Source organism: Janthinobacterium sp. CG_23.3, assembly GCF_046115965.1.
Taxonomy (GTDB): Bacteria; Pseudomonadota; Gammaproteobacteria; order Burkholderiales; family Burkholderiaceae_D; genus Janthinobacterium.
The window spans coordinates 20,692-41,835 of the sequence record NZ_JBJXIB010000041.1; the positions used below are offsets into that span (position 1 = coordinate 20,692).

General features: G+C 66.6%; 17 protein-coding genes. 10 read left to right on the top strand and 7 right to left on the bottom strand.

Annotated elements, in window-relative coordinates; translation table 11 throughout:
* Positions 1-18 precede the first annotated feature (18 nt).
* Positions 19-1,275, bottom strand: coding sequence for an alpha/beta hydrolase family esterase (locus ACFDR9_RS11935; RefSeq protein ID WP_409031136.1), 1,257 nt, complete (start codon positions 1,273-1,275; stop codon positions 19-21).
* A gap of 262 nt (positions 1,276-1,537) precedes the next feature.
* Here ACFDR9_RS11935 and ACFDR9_RS11940 point away from each other — a divergent pair, with 262 nt between their 5' ends.
* The gene (locus ACFDR9_RS11940; protein ID WP_035787922.1) at positions 1,538-2,008 is read left to right on the top strand and encodes a PRC-barrel domain-containing protein; all 471 of its coding nucleotides are present in this window, start codon (positions 1,538-1,540) and stop codon (positions 2,006-2,008) included.
* A gap of 127 nt (positions 2,009-2,135) precedes the next feature.
* Here ACFDR9_RS11940 and hrpA read toward each other — a convergent pair whose 3' ends face one another.
* Positions 2,136-6,296 carry an ATP-dependent RNA helicase HrpA gene (hrpA, locus tag ACFDR9_RS11945; protein ID WP_409031137.1) on the bottom strand — a complete coding sequence of 1,387 codons (4,161 nt, stop codon included), beginning with the start codon at positions 6,294-6,296 and terminating at the stop codon, positions 2,136-2,138.
* Between the two features lie 55 nt (positions 6,297-6,351).
* Between hrpA and argA the strand changes: the two genes are divergently transcribed.
* Together argA and ACFDR9_RS11955 are read left to right on the top strand one after the other, a co-directional pair.
* Positions 6,352-7,662, top strand: a complete 1,311-nt coding sequence (gene argA / locus ACFDR9_RS11950; protein ID WP_017878982.1) for an amino-acid N-acetyltransferase — start codon at positions 6,352-6,354, stop codon at positions 7,660-7,662.
* 33 nt (positions 7,663-7,695) lie between these two features.
* Positions 7,696-7,968, top strand: coding sequence for an oxidative damage protection protein (locus tag ACFDR9_RS11955; RefSeq protein WP_017878981.1), 273 nt, complete (start codon positions 7,696-7,698; stop codon positions 7,966-7,968).
* A gap of 175 nt (positions 7,969-8,143) precedes the next feature.
* Here the strand turns inward: ACFDR9_RS11955 and ACFDR9_RS11960 are convergent, their stop codons facing one another.
* Both ACFDR9_RS11960 and rpiA read right to left on the bottom strand, forming a co-directional pair.
* Complete coding sequence (locus ACFDR9_RS11960; protein ID WP_409031138.1) at positions 8,144-8,533, bottom strand: hypothetical protein; 390 nt, start codon at positions 8,531-8,533, stop codon at positions 8,144-8,146.
* A 39-nt stretch (positions 8,534-8,572) separates the two neighbouring features.
* A complete protein-coding gene (gene rpiA, locus ACFDR9_RS11965) occupies positions 8,573-9,250 on the bottom strand; it encodes a ribose-5-phosphate isomerase RpiA (protein WP_026133428.1) in 678 nt (225 codons plus the stop codon).
* A gap of 227 nt (positions 9,251-9,477) precedes the next feature.
* Here rpiA and ACFDR9_RS11970 point away from each other — a divergent pair, with 227 nt between their 5' ends.
* The 3 genes from ACFDR9_RS11970 to ACFDR9_RS11980 are packed head-to-tail and all read left to right on the top strand — an operon-like array spanning position 9,478 to position 11,485.
* A complete protein-coding gene (locus ACFDR9_RS11970; RefSeq protein ID WP_026133427.1) occupies positions 9,478-9,846 on the top strand; it encodes a response regulator in 369 nt (122 codons plus the stop codon).
* 2 nt (positions 9,847-9,848) lie between these two features.
* The gene (locus ACFDR9_RS11975; protein ID WP_017878977.1) at positions 9,849-10,469 is read left to right on the top strand and encodes a chemotaxis protein CheC; all 621 of its coding nucleotides are present in this window, start codon (positions 9,849-9,851) and stop codon (positions 10,467-10,469) included.
* Positions 10,466-11,485, top strand: coding sequence for a diguanylate cyclase domain-containing protein (locus tag ACFDR9_RS11980; RefSeq protein ID WP_409031139.1), 1,020 nt, complete (start codon positions 10,466-10,468; stop codon positions 11,483-11,485). The genes ACFDR9_RS11975 and ACFDR9_RS11980 overlap by 4 nt, the downstream gene beginning before the upstream one ends.
* Before the next feature lie 165 nt (positions 11,486-11,650).
* Here the strand turns inward: ACFDR9_RS11980 and eda are convergent, their stop codons facing one another.
* Together eda and edd are read right to left on the bottom strand one after the other, a co-directional pair.
* Positions 11,651-12,280 carry a bifunctional 4-hydroxy-2-oxoglutarate aldolase/2-dehydro-3-deoxy-phosphogluconate aldolase gene (eda, locus tag ACFDR9_RS11985; protein WP_026133426.1) on the bottom strand — a complete coding sequence of 210 codons (630 nt, stop codon included), beginning with the start codon at positions 12,278-12,280 and terminating at the stop codon, positions 11,651-11,653.
* 1 nt (position 12,281) lies between these two features.
* Positions 12,282-14,198, bottom strand: coding sequence for a phosphogluconate dehydratase (gene edd / locus ACFDR9_RS11990; RefSeq protein WP_017878974.1), 1,917 nt, complete (start codon positions 14,196-14,198; stop codon positions 12,282-12,284).
* A gap of 333 nt (positions 14,199-14,531) precedes the next feature.
* On the opposite strand from edd, the gene pgi reads away from it, so the two are divergent.
* Both pgi and ACFDR9_RS12000 read left to right on the top strand, forming a co-directional pair.
* Complete coding sequence (gene pgi, locus ACFDR9_RS11995) at positions 14,532-16,196, top strand: glucose-6-phosphate isomerase (protein WP_026133425.1); 1,665 nt, start codon at positions 14,532-14,534, stop codon at positions 16,194-16,196.
* A 16-nt stretch (positions 16,197-16,212) separates the two neighbouring features.
* Positions 16,213-17,115, top strand: a complete 903-nt coding sequence (locus tag ACFDR9_RS12000) for an SMP-30/gluconolactonase/LRE family protein (protein WP_017878972.1) — start codon at positions 16,213-16,215, stop codon at positions 17,113-17,115.
* A 72-nt stretch (positions 17,116-17,187) separates the two neighbouring features.
* Here ACFDR9_RS12000 and ACFDR9_RS12005 read toward each other — a convergent pair whose 3' ends face one another.
* Positions 17,188-18,144 carry a chemotaxis protein gene (locus ACFDR9_RS12005; protein WP_026133424.1) on the bottom strand — a complete coding sequence of 319 codons (957 nt, stop codon included), beginning with the start codon at positions 18,142-18,144 and terminating at the stop codon, positions 17,188-17,190.
* A 504-nt stretch (positions 18,145-18,648) separates the two neighbouring features.
* Here ACFDR9_RS12005 and zwf point away from each other — a divergent pair.
* Together zwf and ACFDR9_RS12015 are read left to right on the top strand one after the other, a co-directional pair.
* On the top strand, positions 18,649-20,121 hold the full coding sequence (zwf, locus tag ACFDR9_RS12010; protein ID WP_017878970.1) for a glucose-6-phosphate dehydrogenase: 1,473 nt from the start codon (positions 18,649-18,651) through the stop codon (positions 20,119-20,121).
* On the top strand, positions 20,121-20,975 hold the full coding sequence (locus ACFDR9_RS12015; RefSeq protein ID WP_017878969.1) for an SIS domain-containing protein: 855 nt from the start codon (positions 20,121-20,123) through the stop codon (positions 20,973-20,975). The genes zwf and ACFDR9_RS12015 overlap by 1 nt, the downstream gene beginning before the upstream one ends.
* Positions 20,976-21,144: the final 169 nt, after the last annotated feature.

Sequence of the window (21,144 nt, forward strand, 5' to 3'; positions counted from 1 at the left end):
TGCGGGCGAACCCGGGCCTCAGCGAACGCGGCGGTGCTTGGCGAAGAAGTCGAGCATCATTTTGCTGGCGTCCGGCCCGGCCTTGTCGTTGTAGGTCAGGCTGGGGTCGCCGCCGCTCCAGGCGTGCTCCAGGCGCTCGATCCTGGCCACCCGCAGCAGCAGTTTGCTGCCGACGTGGAAGTCGCGGATCTGGTGCGCGTTGGCCGGGTTGCGGCTGCCGGCCCGCCCCGCCGGCTTCGCCTCGACCGACACCGCCGTCTGCGCCGGCATGCGGTTCAGCAGCAGGCTTTGGCGTGTCAGCTGGGCTTGGTTGACCGGACGCACCACCTTGTCGGCCTCGCCCTGGATCAGAATCGCCGGCAGCGCCGGAAACGCCGGGCGGCGCGCCAGCACGTCGCCGATGGCGTCGTCGACGTGCTGGCTGGCGCCGTGTTGCATCACCTTCAGCGCGCCGATCACGCCGTGGCCGGCGCCATACACCGGCCCGGAATGCAGGCCCACCGCGGCGATCAGTTCGGGATGCGTCAGCGCGACGATGTCGGCCATGCCGGCGCCGGCCGACATGCCGGCAATGTAGACGCGCGAGCGGTCGATGCCATAGCGCTGGGCCACTTGCTCAATGATGCCGACGATCGTGCGGACGTCGCCGCCGCCCTCTTGCGTGGCCTTGTCGTACCATTTCCAGCAGCGGTGGGCATGCGAGCTGAGCGACTGCTGCGGATACAGCACGGCGTAACCTTTTTTCTCCGCCAGCCGGTTCATCCGCGTGCCTTGCGCGAACTGCGGCGCGGTCTGGTCGCAGCCGTGCAGCATCACGACCAGCGGCATCCCCTTGCGCAGCATTGTCGCGGACGGCGCTTTGTCGGGCAAATACAGGTAATACATCATGCGCTTGCCGGGCATGTGCCCGGCTTCGGGCGTCGGCGAATAATAGCTGGCCAGCCACTTTCCGGGCAGCGCCGGTTGCGCGACATGGGCGCGCGGCGCGGCCGCCGGCTTGGCCCGCGACGCGGCGGCAGCGGGCTTTGGCGCCGCCTTTGCCCTCGGCGCCGCCCGGGGCTTCGGCGACGGCGCCAGCGTTGGCTTCGGCGCCAACGCCAGCGTGGGTTTGGGTTTAGGTTTGGCCTTGGCGCGCGGCCTGGGCGCGGGTGTGCCGAACAGGCTTTGGGCTAGCTTGGTGGCGCTGCGCTGCTGCGCCTTGCCAACGCGCACCAAGCCGCGCAGCCACTGCGTCGAGGCCTTCACCATCGTCGTCTGACCACATTGCCTGGACAATGGGAATCCATCCTGCCGGTAAAAAATGTCATCGCAATCCTCTATCCCGCGTTAGAACCGCACTGTTTCGCCGGCATGCACAAACACCACAATAACGCGAAACAGCGCCGCGCTCGGTACGCTAGCGCTCACAAGGAGCGGGCCAACACGATTGAGGCAGATCAAACGCCGCGGGGTACGAATGCTTATTCTGACTTTTGCAGAACCCTATTCATCAGCGACTCCCGGCGTTTCCGGGCGAATCAATACAAAGGAGGCTGACATGACTTATATGGACCGTGACACCCTTGGCATGTACAAAGGTAGAAGCAGCAGCAGCGGCGGCCCCGGCCCGGAATTAATGGGTTCCGGTACGCTGGTGGGCGAAGATGTTTACAACCACAAAGAGCAAGACCTGGGCGACATCAAGGAAATCATGCTCGACATGCGCACCGGTGAAGTGGCGTATGCCGTGCTGTCGTTCGGCGGCATTCTCGGCATGGGCGAAAAACTGTTTGCCGTGCCTTGGGAAAGCCTGACGCTCGACACCGTCAACAAGCGCTTCCTGCTCGACATCGACAAGGACCAGCTTAAAACCGCACCCGGTTTCGACAAGGACCACTGGCCCGACATGACCAGCGAAGACTGGGCCCAGCAAATCAGGACGTTCTATGGCACCGGGTCGCGCAGCGGCGCGGCACACAGCGGCCGGTCGACTTCCGGGGCCGGTAGCTCGGGCGGGATTGCAGGCTAGCGCCAGGTTTTGTGGGTCGGGTTAGCCCATCGGGCGTAAGCCGACAACGTTGGCCTGGAGCGGCGCGTTCCGCTTTGGCCAACATTGCCGCACTACGCTACGCCAACCCGACCTACGAGACGCTAACTTAACGCTGCATCGATTCCCACACTTTTTGCAGGCGTTTCGCCGACACCGGCATCGGCGTGCGCAACTCCTGCGCGTACAGCGACACGCGCAGCTCTTCCAGCATCCAACGGAACTCCGTCAGCTTCGGATCGGTGTTCTTGCCGGCCTGGCGGTCCTTGGCGCAGCGCTGGTACAAGGTCGCAGCCTGTTGCCACTCGGCCATCAGCTTAGCGTCGCGGGCGGGGTCGATGCGCAGCTTTTCCAGGCGCACGTTCATCGCCTTCAGGTAGCGCGGGAAGTGCGCGATCTGGCCGTAATCGTTGTCAAGCAGGAAGCGTTTGTTGACCAGCCCTTGCAACTGGCTTTGCATGTCGGCGGCGGCCGGCCCCGGTATGCCCTGCAAGCGCTTCGGCAAACCGTGGAACTCGGTGAGCACCTGCGCCAGCAGGCGCGCGATTTCATTGACCAGCAATACCAGGCGCGACTTGCCCTCGTCCTTGCGCTTGGCGAAGGCGGCGGCGTCGAGCGGCAGCGGATCTTGCAGGCAGGCGATGTCGAGCGCCTTTTGGATGATTTGTTCGCGCAACTCTTCCTGCGAACCCAGCGCCATGAATTGCATGCCCATCTGTTGCAGGCCGGGGATGCTTTTCTCGACGTATTTGAGTTGGTCCTTCATCTGCAGCGCGAACAGGCGGCGCAGGCCGACCCGGTGCGTGCGCGCGGCAACGGTCGGATCGTCGAACACTTCCAGGTCGCAATGCGTGAGCTTGTCGACCAGCGCCGGGAAGCCGATCAGGGTCACTTTCCCCTGGACGATTTCCAGCAGTTCCGGCAGTTCGCCGAAGGTCCAGCCGGTCAGGCCCATGTGCTGCGTGACGGTGTTCGCCGCCGCCGCGCCGCCCGCCTTGGCCGCCGCCACGTTGCCGCCGGCGCCGAAGCCCTTGGCGGCGGCCGGCACGTGCACCGCGCCGGTCGGCGGCGCGGTCTTCACCTCCGCCATCTTTTGGAACTCCTGGCGCGCCTGCCCGCCGAACTCGGCCTGCAAGGTGGCCAGGTTGCGCCCCATGTCCAACTGGCGGCCGTGCTCGTCGACCACCTTGAAGTTCATGAAGTGATGCGCCGGCAAGGTCTCCGGTTTGAAGTCGGTGGTCAGCACGCTCAGGCTGGTCTGGGCGCGCACGTCGGCGATGATGGCGTCGACCAGGTCGCCGCGGCCGAACACGCCGGCTTCGTGCACCCGTTCGCAGAACTTGGCCGCGTAGTCGGGCAGCGGCACGCAGTGGCGGCGCAGCTTTTGCGGCAGCGATTTGAGCAGCAGATGCACCTTCTCCTTCAGCATGCCCGGCACCAGCCATTCGCAGCGTTCGCGCGGCAACTGGTTGAGCGCGAACAGCGGCACCGACAAGGTGACGCCGTCGCGCAGGCTGCCCGGCTCGAAATGGTAGGTCAGCTGCATTTCCAGCCCCGTCACCGCCATCATTTTCGGGAACAGCTCGGTGGTCACGCCGGCCGCCTCGTGGCGCATCAGCTCGTCGCGGTTGAGGAACAGCAGCTTTGCTTCCTTGGCCGTGGCGTCCTTGTGCCACTTCTCGAAGCCGGCGCCGTTGCACACGTCGGCCGGCAGCAGCTTGTCGTAGAACGCGGCGATCAATTCATCGTCGACCAGCACGTCGAGGCGGCGCGACTTGTGCTCGAGGTTCTCGATTTCCTTGATCAGCTTGTGGTTGTGCGCGAAGAACGGCGCGCGCGTGTCGAACTCGCCGCCCACCAGCGCGTCACGGATGAAGATTTCGCGCGCCTCGGGCAGGTTGAACTGGCCGTAGTTGATGCGCCGCTGCGCGTACACCACCAGCCCGTACAGCGTGGCGCGTTCGGACGCGCTGACCTGCGCCGAGCGCTTTTCCCAGCGCGGCTCGCCCCAGGACTTCTTCAACAGATGGCCGCCGACCTTTTCCAGCCACTCCGGCTGGATCTGCGCGATGCAGCGCGCGTACAGGCGCGTGGTGTCGACCAGCTCGGCCGCCATGATCCATTTGCCGGGTTTCTTCAGCAGCGAGGAACCGGGCCAGACGTGGAACTTGATGCCGCGCGCGCCCAGGAAGCCGGCGCCCGGCTCGTCCTCGGCCTTGAAGCCGATGTTGCCCAGCAGGCCGGTCAGCAGCGCCGTGTGCAGGTTTTCATAAGTGGCGGGCGCGTCGTTCATGCGCCAGCCCTGCTCCTTGACAATCGTCAAGAGCTGCGAATGGACGTCGCGCCACTCGCGCAGGCGCAGTTGCGACAGGAAATTGGCGCGGCAGTTGTCCTGCAATTGCCGGTTGGTTTTCTTGTGCTCGATGGCGCCTTCGAACCATCTCCAGATCTTGATGTAGCTGAGGAACTCCGACTTCTCGTCGGCGAACTTCTTGTGCGCCTCGTCGGCCGCCTGCTGGTGTTCCATCGGCCGGTCGCGCGGGTCTTGCACCGACAGCGCCGAGGCGATGATCAGCACTTCCGTCAGGCAAACGTTGTCGAGCGCGGCCAAAATCATCCGGCCCACGCGCGGGTCCAGCGGCAGCTTGGCCAGCTTGTTGCCCAGCGCGGTCAGGCGGTTGACCTCGTCGACCGCGCCCAGTTCCTGCAACAATTGGTAGCCGTCGGCGATGGCGCGCGCCAGCGGCGGTTCGATGAAGGGGAAGGTTTCGACGTCGGTCAGGTGCAGCGACTTCATGCGCAAGATGACCGAGGCCAGCGACGAGCGCAGAATCTCCGGCTCGGTGAACTTCGGCCGCAGCAGGAAGTCCTGCTCCTCGTACAGGCGGATGCAGACGCCGTCGGCGACGCGGCCGCAACGGCCGGCGCGCTGGTTCGCCGCCGACTGGGCGATCGGCTCGATCTGCAACTGTTCGACCTTGTTGCGGTAGCTGTAGCGTTTTACGCGCGCCAAGCCGGCGTCGACCACGTAGCGGATGCCCGGCACCGTCAGCGAGGTCTCGGCGACGTTGGTGGCGAGCACGATGCGGCGCGCGTTGCTCACTTTGAAGACGCGTTCCTGCTCCTCGGCCGACAGGCGGGCGAACAGCGGCAGGATTTCGACATGCGGCGGATGGTGCTTGCGCAGCGCCTCGGCGCAGTCGCGGATTTCGCGCTCGCCCGGCAGGAACACCAGCACGTCGCCCGAACCGATGCGGCACAGTTCCTCGACGCCGTCGACGACGGCGTCCATCAGGTCGCGCTTCTCGCGCGCGGCGGCGGCCTTGGGCGCCGGCTTGGCGGCGTCGGCGTTACCCATCGGCACGCCGTCGCGTTCGACCGGACGGTAGCGCACCTCGACCTGGTACAGCCGGCCCGACACCTCGATCACCGGCGCCGGCTTCTCGGGCGTGCCGAAATGGCGCGCGAAGCGGTCGGCGTCGATGGTCGCCGAGGTGATGATGATCTTCAAATCCGGCCGGCGCGGCAGCAACTGTTTTAGATAGCCGAGCAGGAAGTCGATGTTCAGGCTGCGTTCGTGCGCCTCATCGATGATGATCGTGTCGTAATTTTTCAACAGCGGATCGGTTTGCGTCTCGGCCAGCAAGATACCGTCCGTCATCAGCTTGACCGAGGCGCCGCGCGTCAGCGTGTCGGCGAAGCGCACCTTGAAGCCGACGGTTTCGCCCAGCGGCGTGCCCATCTCCTGGGCGATGCGCTTGGCGGTCGACGAGGCGGCGATACGCCGCGGCTGGGTGTGGCCGATCAGGCCCTTCCGGCCGCGCCCCAGCTCCAGGCAAATCTTCGGCAACTGCGTGGTCTTGCCCGAACCGGTCTCGCCGCAGACGATGATGACCTGGTTCGCCTGCAAGGCCTCGGCGATTTCGCCGCGCCGGCCCGACACCGGCAAGTCTTCCGGATAGGTGATCGGCGGCAGCGGATTGCGGAACGGCGCTTCGGCGACGCGCGGCTCGCGCGGCGTGCGCGGCTCGCTGGGCCCGCCCTGGCCTTCCGGCCGCGGCGCGCGCGGCGGCCGTTGCGCCTGCTGCCCGTCCGGCCGCGGCGCGCGCGGCGGACGCTGGGCCTGCTGCCCCTCCGGCCGCGGCGCGCGCGGCTGCTCCGCCGGCCGCGCGGGCGCGTTTGGCGCCGCGGACGCGGTCGTTCCACTCTGGTCGGAGGCCGAATTCGGGCGTGGGAAAGTAGTCGAAGGCTTATTGCTGGTTTGGGACATTGTTTTTTACAGGTATTTGGGCGCGGACATCGCGCAGCGAATTATAATGCGCTTAATGGAAAACCCTACCCAATTCGTCCAATGGCTGCGCTCGGTCGCACCTTACATCCACGCATTCCGTGGCAAGACCTTCGTGGTCGCCTTCCCAGGTGAACTCGTCACCGCCGGCGCGTTGCCGGTGTTGGCGCAGGATTTGTCGCTGTTGCACGCGCTCGGCATCAAAGTCGTCATCGTCCACGGTTCGCGACCGCAGGTAGCCGAACAACTGGCGTTGCGCAACGTCGAAGGCCGTTTCACCAACGGCATCCGCATCACCGACATCGCCGCGCTCGAGTGCGCGAAAGAGGCCGCCGGCGAATTGCGCCTCGACATCGAGGCCGCCTTCAGCCAGGGTTTGCCGAACACGCCGATGGCGCACGCCGCCATCCGCATCATTTCCGGCAACTTCGTCACCGCCCGCCCGCTCGGCGTCATCGACGGCGTCGACCTGGAACTGACCGGCGTGGTGCGCAAGATCGCCTCCGAAACCATCCACCCGATCCTGGCCGCCGACGCGCTGGTGTTGCTCTCGCCGCTGGGCTTCTCGCCGACCGGCGAGGCGTTCAACCTGACGATGGAAGACGTCGCCGTCTCGGCGGCGATCGCGCTGCACGCCGACAAATTGATCTTCATCAGCGAAACGCCGATGATGCTCGACGCCGCCGGCACCGAAATCCGCGAACTGTCCTCGCACCAGGCCGAGGCCGTATTGCAAGCCGGTTTCCTGCCGCACGACACCGCCTTCTACCTGCAGCACGCCATCAAATCGTGCAACAGCGGCGTACCGCGCGCCCACATCGTGCCGTTCACCACCGACGGCTCGGCGCTGCTGGAGCTGTTCACCCATGACGGCGTGGGCACCATGATCAGCCACGAGAACCTGGAAAGCCTGCGCCAGGCCAGCATCGAGGACGTCGGCGGCATCATCAAACTGATCGAGCCGCTGGAGGCCGACGGCACCCTGGTCAAGCGGGGACGCGAGCTGATCGAACGCGAAATCGAATATTTCTCCGTCATCGAGCATGACGGCGTCATTTTCGGCTGCGCCGCCCTGTACCCGTTCCCGGCGCAAAAAATGGCCGAAATGGCTTGCCTGACGGTTAATCCGGAAGTGCAGGCGCAGGGCGACGGCGAGCGTATCTTGAAACACATGGAAAACCGCGCCCGCGCCGCCGGCTTCAACAAGATGTTTGTTTTGACCACGCGCACCGCGCATTGGTTCAAAAAACGCGGCTTCGTGCCGGCCAACGTCGACGACCTGCCGAAAGACCGCCAGCACATGTACAACTGGCAGCGCAAATCCCAGGTCCTCATTAAGACTTTATAATCACGCTTTACATTGACCGCTTTAGGAGCACAGATGGCCCGCACAATTCACTGTATCAAGTTAAACAAAGACGCTGAAGGCCTCGATTTCGCGCCGTACCCGGGCGAACTGGGCAAGAAGATCTACGAATCGGTATCGAAGGAAGCGTGGGCGGCCTGGCTCAAGCACCAGACCATGCTGGTCAACGAGAACCGCCTGAACCTGGCCGACGCGCGCGCCCGCAAATACCTGGCCACGCAGATGGAAAAGCACTTCTTCGGCGACGGCGCCGACGCCGCCATGGGTTACGTGCCACCGGCCGACTAAGCCGCGGCGGCCGGCCCGCCCGGCGACAAGCCACGCTTTCAGGGACACTTCCGGAACGCGTGGTTTTTTTACGCCCGCAGGTTTTGTAGGTCGGATTACGCCGACGCCTCGGCGGCCCGCGCATCCGACCTGCGACACGGCAACTGAACGCCAGCAGGGTCCGCGGCGCCTTGGCCTACATCGGTTTGCACTGGCGCAGTTCGCACTTGGCCAGGAAGACGCTGCCGTTGTCGCACGCCATGCGGTACACCTCGACCGGGCCGGGCTGGCTCACCAGGCCGGCGCCCAGGCCGCCGCTGCAGTTGCGCTGCCGCGCCAGGCGCTCCACCGTCGCCGAGGACACGCCGGCGCGAAACTCGACCTTCTCAATCTCCACGCCGTCGATGGCGACGCGCGCGGTGCCGTCCGCCGCCAGGGCCGGCGGCGGTACGCGCCGGCTGGCGGCGGCGCGCGCCACCTCCTCGCGCGCCTGCGCCTCGGTTTTCATAAACGGCACGCCAAACGGCAAGCCGGCGCAGGCGCTCAACAACAGCGCGGACGACAACAATACGGTCAATCGCTTCATGCTCAGGTCCGGTCAGCAGTGGCGCCGGGGCGCCGTGGTTTAAAACGTCAGCGTGCGCACGCCGTCCGCGGTACCCAGCAGGCAAACGTCGGCGCCGCGACCGGCGAACAGCCCGACCGCGATCACGCCGACGATCTGGTTGATCTCGCGCTCCAACGCCACCGGGTCGGCGATCGCCAGGCCCAGCACGTCGACGATGACGGCGCCGTTGTCGGTGACGAAGGCTTCGTCGCTGCCCGCCTTCAGGCGCAGGCGCGGCTGGCCGCCCAGCGCGCCGAGGCGGCGCGAGACGGCCGCGCGCGCCATCGGCAGCACCTCGACCGGCAGCGGGAACTGGCCCAGCGTCTCGACCAGCTTGGAGCCGTCGGCGATGCAGACGAACTGGCCCGACACCGAGGCGACGATTTTCTCGCGCGTCAGCGCCGCGCCGCCGCCCTTGATCATCGCGCCGGCGGCGGTGATTTCGTCGGCGCCGTCGACGTAGACGGCGATCGACGCCACGTCGTTGAGGTCGAACACCTCGATGCCATGGCCGCGCAGGCGCGCCGCGGTCGCTTCCGACGAGGCCACGGCGCCCTTGATGCGGTGCTTGATCTTGGCCAATTCATCGATGAAAAAATTGGCGGTCGAACCCGTGCCCACACCTATAATCTCACCGTCCACTACATACTCGATGGCGGCGCGGGCAACAGCTTGTTTCAATTCGTCTTGGGTCATGGCAGTGGTGCTCTGTAAAAAGGGTGGAAATAAACGGCAATGGCGGTATTTTAGCGGATTGCCGGCCTGCCCAGCCGCTTTGCGCGGCAAATGGCGCCGGCCGGTCCGCCGCGCCGGCAGCGCCCACGCCCCGACACCGTACGCACGCGCCTAATATACGCGGGAGCGGGCGCGCAAAATGTGCGAAAATGCGTTGTCGCCAGCATACAAAGTTTCAGGAAGAACCCATGAACCAAAGTAAAACGGTCCTTATTGTCGACGACAGCCGGGTTTCCCGGCTGATGGCGCATCAATTTGTTCTGAGCAAGAAACCCGATTGGACCGTCGTCGAGGCGGCCACCGGCGAGGAAGCGCTGGCGAAGGCGCCGGCGCTGCAACCGGTCCTCATCCTGATGGACGTCAACATGCCCGGCATGGGCGGCATGGCGGCGGCCGAACAGCTGCGCGCGCTGTGTCCGCACAGCCACATCTCGCTGGTGACGGCCAACGTGCAAAACGCCACGCGCAACCGGGCCACCGAACTGGGCATCGGTTTCATGGAAAAACCCATCACCGAAGGCCGCATCCACCAATTGCTCAACGCGCTAGAGAGCTGAGCATGCTCTCCCTCACCGAACTCGAACACGATGCCCTGGTGGAGATTTTCAACATCGGGGTCGGCCACGCGGCCGCCGCGATGAGCGAAATCGTCAACGAGGAGGTGACGATGTCGGTGCCCTCGATCAGCTTCCTGAGCCGCGCCGAGGCGGCCCAGTTGCTGGGCAAGCGCGACGGCGAACGCATCTGCGGCGTCAGCCAGCACTACGAGGGCGCGTTCCAGACCGAGGCGATGCTCATGTTCCCCGAGGATAAAAGCCTGGAAATCGTGCGCCTGATGGTGGGCGAATCGATCCCGCTGCAGGAACTGACGGAGATGGAACAGGAGGCGATGAGCGAGATCGGCAACATCATCCTCAATTCCTGCGTCGGCACGCTGGCCAACATCTTCGGGCGCGAGCTGCACGGCTCGCTGCCGGTCTACCACGTCGGCACCAGCGAGGAAATCATGGCCTCCTCGGGCGGCCAGGCCGACACCGTGGTGCTGATGCTGCACATCGACTTCATCCTGGAAAAACACCAAATCCACGGCTACGTCGCCTTCGTGCTCGACGTCACCTCGCTGCACGACCTGAAGGACCTGGTCAACCAGTACCTGGTCAAAGTGATGGGGACGGCGTGACGACCGGGCCGGGCCACGTCGGGCGCCTGGGCCTGCTCGAGAGCGCGCTCGGCGCCGTCAACCTCGGCGTCGTCGTGCTCGACGGCGCGCGCCGCGTGGTGCTGTGGAACCAGTGGATGGCGCGCCACTCCGGCCTGTCGGCCGACACCGTGATGGGCCGGGATTTCCTCGAACTCTACCCCGAGCTGCGCGCGCGCCGGGTCGACGCGGCGATCGGCCAGGCGTTGCGCGACAACTTCCCCTCGCTGCTGTCGCAGACGCTCAACAAGTCGCCGTTCGCGCTGTACTCGAGCCCGGCCACGGCGGCGCGCAACGAACGCATGCAGCAGGCGGTGGCGGTGACGCCGATCGACATCGCCGGCGCGCCGCGGCATTGCCTGATCCAGGTGCACGACGTCAGCGTCGCCGTCGGGCGCGAAAAACTGCTGCGCGAGCAGACCCTGGTGCTGCGCTCGCAAACCTTCGCCGACGGCTTGACCGGCATCGCCAACCGCCGCCATTTCGACGTCGCGATGGAAAAGGAGCTGCGCCGCGCCAAGCGCAACGGCGCCGCGCTGTCGCTGCTGATGATCGACATCGACCACTTCAAGTCCTACAACGACCACTACGGCCACCAGCAGGGCGACGACTGCCTGATCCAGGTGGCGGCGGCGCTGACGGCGCTGCTGCAGCGCTCCACCGACCTGCTGGCGCGCTACGGCGGCGAGGAGTTCGCGGTGATCCTGCCCGAGACCGACGCCGACGGCGCGCTGGCGATGGCCGAGGCGATGCGCGCCGGCATTAGCGCGCTGGCCGTGCCGCACCTGCAGGCCGGCGGCGCCGAGCGCCACATCACCGTCAGCATCGGCATCGCCAGCCAGGACCCGGACGCGCCGGTCGAAGTGGCGACGCTGATCGGCGCCGCCGACCGCGCGCTGTACGGCGCCAAGCGCGCCGGGCGCAACCGCGTGCTGGCGCAGACGCCGGCGCCGGCCGGCGTTGCCGGCGGACCGACGCCAGACCTGTGCGCGGACTAGGATTCAAGCGCGCTTCGGCGTTGAACTAGTTAACACAAAAAGCGTGAATCCGGCTTCACCGCATGGGGGGGGCGGCCCCTCGGGGGCCGACCCCGGCCCGGCGCCGCTGGTTTTAACGGCGCCGGCGCCACGCATGCCGGGACGGCAGGCGCGCGGGGGGGGGGCTTAGGCGGAGCGCAGGCCGCTGGCGGCTTTGGCCAGGTCGGTGATGCGGTCCCAGTTGCCGGCCAGGATGGCGTCTTTCGGCGTCAGCCACGAGCCGCCGACGCAGGCGACGTTTTTGCACGCCAGGAACTGCGACGCGGTTTCCTGCGAGATGCCGCCGGTCGGGCAGAAGGTGATGTCCGGCAGCGGGCCGTAGATCGCGTTGAGCATGCCGACGCCGCCCGCCGGCACCGCCGGGAACAGTTTCAGTTGCTGGAAGCCCTGCTCGCGCGCGGCCATCACTTCGGACGGCGTCATCACGCCCGGCAGCAGCGGCAGGCCGCTGCTTTTCGCGGCGGCGATCAGCGCCGCCGTCAGGCCCGGCGAGACGCCGAACACGGCGCCGGCGTCGCGCGCGGCGGCGAATTGTTCCGGCTGCGTCAGCGTGCCGACGCCGACGATGGCGCCCGGCACTTCGGCCATGGCGCGGATCGCCGCCAGGCCGTGTTTGGTGCGCAGCGTCACTTCCAGCACGCGGATGCCGCCCGCCACCAGCGCGCGCGCCAGCGGTACGGCGTGCTCGGGGTCGTCAATCGCAATCACGGGGATCACGGCCGAGGTGCGCATCATTTCCAGCAGAGTCATAGTCATATTATTTCTTTATGAGAGTGTCTTCATCGGACCCCGGCAAGTCTTCGACGATGGCGTCGGCGTCATGCAGGGCAACGGTGGTGGGAATCGGCGACGGCAGACCGAAGGTGGTGGCACCCTCTTCCGCGGCGCTGACGGTGGAGCGGAACATGGCAAACAATTCGCGGCCCATGCCGACGTGGTTCGGCGTCATGTCGGCCTGCGCCTGCGTGCGCGCGCACCAGACGTCGGCCGGCACCAGCGCCTCGAGCGTGCCGGTGAAGGCGTCGACGCGGATGATGTCGCCGTCGCGCACCAGGCCGAGCGGGCCGCCGGCCAGGATTTCCGGCGACACGTGGATCGCCGCCGGCACCTTGCCCGACGCGCCCGACATGCGCCCGTCGGTGACCAGGGCGACGCGGCGCCCGGCGTCCTGCAGGTTGGCCAGCGCCGGCGTCAGCGCGTGCAGTTCCGGCATGCCGTTGGCGCGCGGCCCCTGGAAGCGCAGCACGGCGACGAAGTCGCGGTCGAGCTTGCCGGCCTTGTAGGCGAGCATGAATTCCTCCTGCGAATTGAACACCAGCGCCGGCGCCTCGACCGTGCGGTGCTGCGGCTTGACGGCCGATACCTTCATCACGGCGCGGCCCAGGTTGCCGGCCACCAGCACCATGCCGCCGTCCGGCGCGAACGGCGCGGCGGCCGTGCGCAGCACGTTCTCGTCGGCGCTGGCCAGCGGCGCGTCCTTCCACACCACGCCCCGCCCCGGTGCGTCGAGGAAGGGCTCGGTGCAGTGCGCGCGCAGGCCCTTGCCGAGGATGGTCGTGACGTCCTCGTGCAGCAGGCCGGCGTCGAGCAGTTCGCGGATCAGGAAACCGGTGCCGCCGGCGGCGTGGAAATGGTTGACGTCGGCGTCGCCGTTCGGGTAGATCCGCGTCAGCATCGGCACCGCGGCCGACAGTTCGTTGAAGTCGTTCCAGTCGATGACGATGCCGGCCGCCTTGGCGATCGCCACCAGGTGCAAGGTGTGGTTGGTCGAGCCGCCGGTGGCCAGCAGGCCGACCAGGGCGTTGACGATACATTTCTCGTCGACCACGTGGCCGACCGGCAGGTAGTTGCCGCTTAGCGCCGTGATCGACGCGGCGCGCTGGGCCGCCGCCACCGTCAGGGCGTCGCGCAGCGGCGTGTTCGGCGTGATGAAGGCGGCGCCCGGCAGGTGCAGGCCCATCACTTCCATCAACATCTGGTTGCTGTTGGCGGTGCCGTAGAAGGTGCAGGTGCCGGCGCCGTGGTAGGCCTTGGCCTCGCCTTCGAGCAATTCCTCGCGCGTCGCCTTGCCCTGCGCGTACAACTGGCGCACCTTGGCTTTTTCCTGGTTCGACAGGCCCGACGCCATCGGCCCGGCCGGCACGAACACGGCCGGCAGGTGGCCGAAGTGCAGCGCGCCGATCAGCAGGCCCGGCACGATCTTGTCGCACACGCCCAGGTACAGGGCGGCGTCGAACATATTGTGCGACAGCGCCACGGCGGTGGCCATGGCGATGGCGTCGCGCGAGAACAACGACAACTCCATGCCCGGCTGGCCCTGGGTCACGCCGTCGCACATGGCCGGCACGCCGCCGGCGAACTGCGCCACCGCGCCGACCTGGCGCACGGCGTCCTTGATGATGGCCGGAAAGCGCTCGAACGGCTGGTGCGCCGACAGCATGTCGTTATACGACGAGACGATGGCCACCGACGGCTTCTTGTCTTCGCGCAGCGCCAGCTTGTCGTTGGCCGGGAACGCCGCGAAACCGTGCGCCAGGTTGGTACACGACAGCGCGTTGCGCTGCACGCCCTTGACGCGCGCCGCTTCCAGGTGCGCCAGATAGGCGCCGCGCGACGGTCGGCTGCGCTGGATAATGCGCGCTGTTACGGTTTCGACTACTGGATGCACCGCCATGATCGGTTCCTTATAAATGTATTTCGTGAAATTTTACTACAAAATTGGAATACGACCACCCTTTTGTGAGCCAGCTTGCTATATTTTCCGCCAAAACGCAAGCGCCGCACGGCTGCGCGCCGGGCCGCCGCCGCGCGCCGGGCGGATTGCGGGGCGGGCGCGAACGCCAAGCGGGCGCCGCCAAAGCGGCCGGCGCGGGGCGCCGCCGCCGATCAAACTGTAGTGAAATTACCGGTTTTTCATGTATAGTTAAATAATATGACGCCGGGCCGGCCTTTTCCGCGCCGCCCGCCCCCTCAACCCGCCACAGCCACTCTACGACGCCGACCCATCATGCGCCAGACCGCCCCTACCCCGATGCTCACCGCCACCGCCAGTTTCCAGGCCCTGCAATCGCACGCCACCGCCGCCAGCCAATGGCAGATGCGCCAGTTGTTCGCGGACAATCCGCAGCGCTTCCGCCAACTGACGGTCGAGGCCGCCGGCCTGCTGCTGGACTTTTCCAAGAACCGCCTGGACGCCACCACGCTCGGCCTGCTGACCGACCTGGCGCGCGAGCGCGGCGTCGAAGCCCGGCGCGAGGCCATGTTCGCCGGCGAAAAAGTCAACCCGACCGAAGACCGGGCGGTGCTGCACACGGCGCTGCGCGCGCCGCGCGGCGGCGCGCTGGTGGTCGACGGCCAGGACGTCAACGCCGACGTCCACGCCGTACTGGATCGCGTCAAGGACTTCACCGCGCGGGTGCGCAACGGCGGCTGGCTCGGCTACACCGGCAAGCCGATCTGCGACGTCGTCAACATCGGCATCGGCGGCTCCGACCTGGGCCCGAAAATGGCCTGCCTGGCGCTGCGCTCCTACGCCAACCCGGGCCTGGAAATGCACTTCGTCTCGAACGTCGACGGCCACGACATGGAGGCGATCCTCTCCAAGGTCGACCCGGAGACGACGCTGTTCATCGTTGCCTCGAAAACCTTCGTGACCGCCGAGACCATGCTCAACGCCAATACCGCGCGCGCCTGGTTCCTGCTCGAGGGCGAGGCGGCCGACCTGGCGCGGCACTTCGTTGCCGTGTCGACCAATACCGAGGCGATCAAGGCCTTCGGCATCGACCCGGAGAACATGTTTCCGTTCTGGGACTGGGTCGGCGGACGCTACTCGGTCTGGTCCTCGATCGGCCTGGCGCTGGCGCTGTCGGTGGGCTTCGACTACTTCAGCGACTTCCTGGCCGGGGCGCACGCGATGGACCAGCACTTCCGCCGCACGCCGCTGGAGCGCAACATGCCGGTGCTACTGGCCCTGGTCGGCTTCTGGAACCGCCAGTTCCTCGACTGCGCCTCGCTGTCGATCGCGCCCTACCACCAGGACTTGAGCCGCTTCCCCGCCTACCTGCAGCAACTCGACATGGAAAGCAACGGCAAGCGCGTCACCAAGGGCGGCGCGGCGGTCGACACGCCGACCTGTCCGGTGGTCTGGGGCGAGTGCGGCACCAACGCCCAGCACGCCTACTTCCAATTGCTGCACCAGGGCAGCGACGTCACGCCGATCGACTTCATCGCCGCGCTGCGCCCGACCCACGACCTGCCCGGCCACCACGACGCGCTGCTGGCGAACTGCTTCGCCCAGTCGGAAGCCTTCATGACCGGCAAGACCGACGCCGAGGTGCGCGCCGACCTGCAGGCGCAGGGCTTGGCCGCCGAACAGATCGACGCGCTGGCGCCGCACAAGACCTTCCCCGGCAACCGTCCGAGCAACACCATTTTGATGGACCAGCTGACCCCGGCCGCGCTGGGCGCGCTGATCGCGCTGTACGAACACAAGACCTTCGTGCAGGGCGTGCTGTGGGACGTCAACAGCTTCGACCAGTGGGGCGTCGAACTGGGCAAGGTACTGGCCCGCAACATCCAGGCCGAACTGCAGGGCGAGGCCTGCCCGCAGCGCCACGACAGCTCGACCAACGGCTTGATCGAACTGGCCAGGGCGGCCAGGTCGGCATACTAATCGCAAGGACACGACTATGACGAATCACACCGCGGCCGCCATCGAAGCGGCCTGCGACGGCGCCATGCAAGTGGGCGAATGCCCGCTGTGGCACGCCGAAGAGGCGGCCCTGTACTGGGTCGACATCGAAGGTTTCAGCGTGCACCGGCTCGACCCGGCCAGCGGCGCGCGGCGCACCTGGCGCATGGAGTGCGAGCCGTCGGCGCTGGCGCGCCACGCCGGCGGCGGACTGCTGGTGGCGCTGCGCAGCGGCTTCGCCCACCTCGACACCGACAGCGGCGCCGTCACGCAGATCGCGCCGGCGCCGTACGACACCGCCACCACCCGCTTCAACGACGGCCGCGCCGACGCCGCCGGGCGCTTCTGGGTCGGCACCATCTACGAGCCGCGCGACCGGCAGGCGGCGCAGATGTTTTGCCTGGAACGGGGCAAGACCCGGCTGGTCTGGTCGGGCGGCATGACGGTCTCGAACGGCCTCGGTTTCAGCCCGGACCAGCGCAGCCTGTACCACGCCGACACCACCACCCACCGCATCGACCGCTACAGCTTCGACCTGCAAGCGGGCACGGTGGCCGACGCGGTCGAATTCCAGCGTTTTTCGACCGACAAGGCCAACCACTACGGCGGCCGGCCGGACGGCGCGGCCGTCGACAGCGAAGGCAACTACTGGTGCGCGATGTTCGAGGGCGGGCGGGTGTTGTGCATCGCGCCGGACGGCACGCTGCTGCGCGAAGTGGCGCTGCCGGTGCGCTGCCCGACCATGGTGGCGTTCGGCGGCGCCGACTTGCGCACGCTGTATATCACCAGCGCCAGCTACAAGCGCTCGGCCGAAGAATTGGCGGCGCATCCGCTGTCGGGCTGCGTGCTGTCGCTGCGGGTGGACGTGGCGGGACGCGCCGAACCGGCATATATCCCTTAATATCGACGGGCGGATTTTCGTCGGTCGGGTTAGCCCAGGGGGCGTAAGCCGACCGACAAAACCTGGGCAACCTTACTTGGCCAGCACCTTGCGGATGGTCGCGGCCAGTTCCGCCGCGACGAACTTGGCGACGTAGGCGTCGGCGCCGACGCCCTTGACGTGGTCTTCGTTGGTCGAGCCCGTCAGCGACGAGTGGATCACCACCGGGATGCCGGCGAAGCGCGTGTCGGTCTTGATGTTGCGCGTCAGCGTGAACCCGTCCATCTCCGGCATCTCCAGGTCGGTCAGCACCAGCGCGACCTTGTCCTTGACGGTCTTGCCCTCGGTGATGGCCTGGTCCGACATGGCCTGCAATTTCTCCCACGCTTCCTTGCCGGTCTTGGTCATGATGTACGGCGTGCCCATCGCCGTCAGGCCCTGTTCGATCAGCGAGCGCGCCAGCGACGAGTCGTCGGCCGCCAAAATGACCGCGCCGACCGGCAGGCGCACTTGCGGGCCGATGCTGCTCTTGTCGACGTCCGGGTCGCCGGACGGCAATACGTTGCGCAGGATCTGCTCGACGTCGAGCACCTGGGCCAGGCGGGTCTTGTCGGTGTCGCCGTCGAGGCGGGCGATGCTGGTGATCAGGCCGCCGCCGACGGTCTGCTCGGCCGACAGCACCTGGTTCCACTCCAGGCGCACGATCTCGTCGACTTCCTCGACCGCGAAGGCCTGGGTCGAGCGGGCGAATTCGGTCACCATCAGGATGCGCAGGCCGTTGCTGGCGGTGCAGCCGACGGCCATCGGCAAGTCGATCACCGGCACGATCTGGCCGCGGATGTTGACCACCCCCAGCATGTGCGGATGCGAGCCGGCCACCGCGGTCACCTGCGGCATTTCCATGATCTCGCGCACCTTGAACACGTTGATGCCGAACAGCTCGCGCTGGGTCGAATTCTCGCTGGTGCCCAGGCGGAACAGGAACAATTCGAACTTGTTGTTGCCAGTCAGGCTGGTGCGTTCATCGACGTCTTGCTGCATTGAACTCATGGTGTCCCCTGTTGTAAAGGTGCGAATGTGGTGTGGGCGCCGGCTTGTAGTGCGCACCGGTCTGTTGCGGCGGCCCCGGGGCATCGCCCCAGGCGCATCGGAAGGCACGCAAGGGCACGCCCAAACGGGGTAATCGGTCGATTTGATTATACGGAAATTTGTTCGCGGGCAATAATATATTTGCCGTTCCACTGTCCCGCCTCACACTTTTATGTCCGCATGTTGCAGCGGCGCCAAAGCGGCCGGCGCCGCGCTTGCGGCGGCCAAGCCCGGCGCCGCAAGCGCCCGCCCGGCGCCGGCGGATCGGCATATAATGGGCCGTCCGGGTGCGCGCGGCAGCGCCCCCGATGGCCGAACATGGCTGCAATGTAGTAAAATTACTTGCATTCGTCACATCTACGTAGTAAATTTACATAAATGCCCGCGTCGGGTTCCAGACTGCCGGCAGCGCGACACCCTGCGCACCTCCTCCGGCCCCTTTACTTTTGCGACGACTCTCATATTATGGCTCTTTCCGATTTTGACCTGGTTCTGTTTGGCGGCAGCGGCGACTTATCCATGCGCAAGTTGCTGCCGGCGATGTACGCGCGCGACGTCGCCAACGACTTGCCGGCGAGCTCACGCATCATTTGCGTCGGCCGCCAGGATTGCGGCCAGGACGAGTTCCTGAAGACCGTCGAAGCGAACTCGAAGCCGCACATCAAGGCCACCACGCTGACGGCGCCGGCCTGGACCAAGTTCTGCCAGCGCATCGTCTACGTCTCGCTCAACGCCACCGACGCCGACAGCTACGCGCCGCTGGTGGCGGCGTTGCGCCCGGAGCCGGCCCTGACCCGGGTCTACTACCTGGCCACGCCGCCGCACCTGTTCGCGCAAATCTGTGACAACCTGGCCGCCAACTCGCTGGTCACGCCGAACTCGCGCGTGGTGCTGGAAAAGCCGCTCGGGCGCGACCTCGCCAGCGCCAAGCAGATCAACGCCGAAGTCGGCCAGGTCTTCGCCGAAACGCAGATCTACCGCATCGACCACTACCTGGGCAAGGAAACCGTACAGAACCTGATGGCCCTGCGCTTCGGCAACATCCTGTTCGAGCCGCTGTGGCGCCGCGAATGGATTTCCGACGTGCAGATCACCATCGCCGAGAAGCTCGGCGTCGGCAACCGCATGGGTTACTACGACACCTCCGGCGCGCTGCGCGACATGCTGCAAAACCATCTGCTGCAACTGCTGTGTATCGTGGCGATGGAACCGCCGACGTCGATCTCGTCGGACGCGGTGCGCGACTCCAAGCTGCAGGTGCTGCGCTCGCTGAAAAAATTCACCCCGACCACGCTGGCGCAAAACATCGTGCGCGGCCAGTACCGCGCCGGCCACGTCGACGGCAAGGCCGTGCCGAGCTACCGCGACGAGCCGGACGCGCCCGAGCACTCGCACACCGAGACCTTCGTCGCGCTGAAGGCTGAAATCGACACCTGGCGCTGGGCCGGCGTGCCGTTCTACCTGCGCACCGGCAAGCGCATGGCCGACAGCCTGGCCGAGATCGTCGTGCGCTTCAAGCCGATCCCGCACTCGATCTTCGCCCAGCCGACCTCGAGCTTCCAGCCGAACTGCCTGGTGATCCGCCTGCAGCCGGACGAGGGCCTGCGCATGAACCTGATGGCCAAGACGCCGGGCGACGGCATGCGCCTGAAACCGGCCGAGCTGGAACTGGACTTCCGCGAATCGTTCAAGACGCCGCGCATGGACGCCTACGAGCGCCTGCTGCTCGACGTGCTGCGCGGCCAGCTGACGCTGTTCATGCGCGGCGACGAGCTGGAGGCGGCGTGGGAATGGGTCGAACCGATCCTCGACCATTGGGAAGACAGCGACAACGCGCCGATTCCGTACACCGCCGGCACCTGGGGCCCGGCCGCGGCCAGCGCCCTGATCGGGCGCGACGGCTTGCAATGGCGCGAAGAAGCGCTGCCGGAAGACTGATGCTACTCGACTCGATCCGCACCCAGCTCGATTCGCTCTCGAAGTCGGAGAAAAAAGTCGCGCTGGCGGTGCTGGAGCAGCCGACCCAGACCGTGAGCCAGAACATCACGGCGCTGGCCAAGAGCGCCGGCGTGTCGGAGCCGACGGTGGTGCGCTTTTGCCGCACCCTGGGCTACGACGGCTGGCACGAATTCAAGCTGAAGCTGGCGCAGGGCCTGGCGCTGGCCATGCCGGGCGCCAACGAGCAACCGGCCCAGGACGACCTGGCGGCCGACCTCGTCAACAAGATTTGCAGCCGCTCGATCAACACCCTGCTCGACCTGCGCAACAACCTGAACCCGGAGGCGATCCAGCGCGCGCTCGACATCCTGTCGCGCGCCAGCAAGATCGAGTTCTACGGCCAGGGCACGTCGGGCATCGTCGCCGCCGACGCCCAGCACAAATTCTTCCGCTCCGGCGTGCCGACGGTGGCCTACGCCGACCCGAACATCCACAGCATCGCCGCGGCGCTGCTGCGCAGCGGCGACGCGGTGGTCGCCATCTCGCAGCGCGGCAACAGCCCGGCGCTGGTGCGCTCGGTCAAGCTGGCCCGCCGCGGCGGCGCCGACGTCATCGTGCTGGCGCCGTCGGGCACGCCGCTGGCCGACCTGGCCACGGTGTTGATCCCGATCGACCTGGTCTTCAACATCGACCCGTACACGCCGATCTCGGCGCGGCTGGCCTACCTGGTCGTCATCGACGTACTGGCGGTCGGCCTGGCCCTGCAGCGCGGCCCCGAGTTCCGCAAAAAGATGCAGAACGCGCAAAAGGCGCTGCAAGAATTCGACATGCAGTTCGACTCCTTCATCGGCTAGGAGTCTGCGCGGCAGAAACTGATGCAATCGGAATGGGGACGAGGTAAACTTGTCGAATGACGACGAGCTACCTGCCCTACAATCAGCATCAACAGATGCTGCTTCCCCATGCTTTGCAAGACTGGCTCCCTGAGGGGCACCTGGCCTACTTCGTTAGCGACACTGTCGA

Coding starts and splice junctions, on each gene's coding strand:
- hrpA (WP_409031137.1), bottom strand. CDS start 6,296: ATGTCCCAAACCAGCAATAAGCCTTCGACTACTTTCCCACGCCCGAAT.
- ACFDR9_RS12000 (WP_017878972.1), top strand. CDS start 16,213: ATGACGAATCACACCGCGGCCGCCATCGAAGCGGCCTGCGACGGCGCC.
- ACFDR9_RS11975 (WP_017878977.1), top strand. CDS start 9,849: ATGCTCTCCCTCACCGAACTCGAACACGATGCCCTGGTGGAGATTTTC.
- rpiA (WP_026133428.1), bottom strand. CDS start 9,250: ATGACCCAAGACGAATTGAAACAAGCTGTTGCCCGCGCCGCCATCGAG.
- ACFDR9_RS11960 (WP_409031138.1), bottom strand. CDS start 8,533: ATGAAGCGATTGACCGTATTGTTGTCGTCCGCGCTGTTGTTGAGCGCC.
- edd (WP_017878974.1), bottom strand. CDS start 14,198: ATGGCGGTGCATCCAGTAGTCGAAACCGTAACAGCGCGCATTATCCAG.
- pgi (WP_026133425.1), top strand. CDS start 14,532: ATGCGCCAGACCGCCCCTACCCCGATGCTCACCGCCACCGCCAGTTTC.
- ACFDR9_RS11940 (WP_035787922.1), top strand. CDS start 1,538: ATGACTTATATGGACCGTGACACCCTTGGCATGTACAAAGGTAGAAGC.
- ACFDR9_RS12005 (WP_026133424.1), bottom strand. CDS start 18,144: ATGAGTTCAATGCAGCAAGACGTCGATGAACGCACCAGCCTGACTGGC.
- zwf (WP_017878970.1), top strand. CDS start 18,649: ATGGCTCTTTCCGATTTTGACCTGGTTCTGTTTGGCGGCAGCGGCGAC.
- ACFDR9_RS11955 (WP_017878981.1), top strand. CDS start 7,696: ATGGCCCGCACAATTCACTGTATCAAGTTAAACAAAGACGCTGAAGGC.
- eda (WP_026133426.1), bottom strand. CDS start 12,280: ATGACTATGACTCTGCTGGAAATGATGCGCACCTCGGCCGTGATCCCC.
- ACFDR9_RS11970 (WP_026133427.1), top strand. CDS start 9,478: ATGAACCAAAGTAAAACGGTCCTTATTGTCGACGACAGCCGGGTTTCC.
- argA (WP_017878982.1), top strand. CDS start 6,352: ATGGAAAACCCTACCCAATTCGTCCAATGGCTGCGCTCGGTCGCACCT.
- ACFDR9_RS12015 (WP_017878969.1), top strand. CDS start 20,121: ATGCTACTCGACTCGATCCGCACCCAGCTCGATTCGCTCTCGAAGTCG.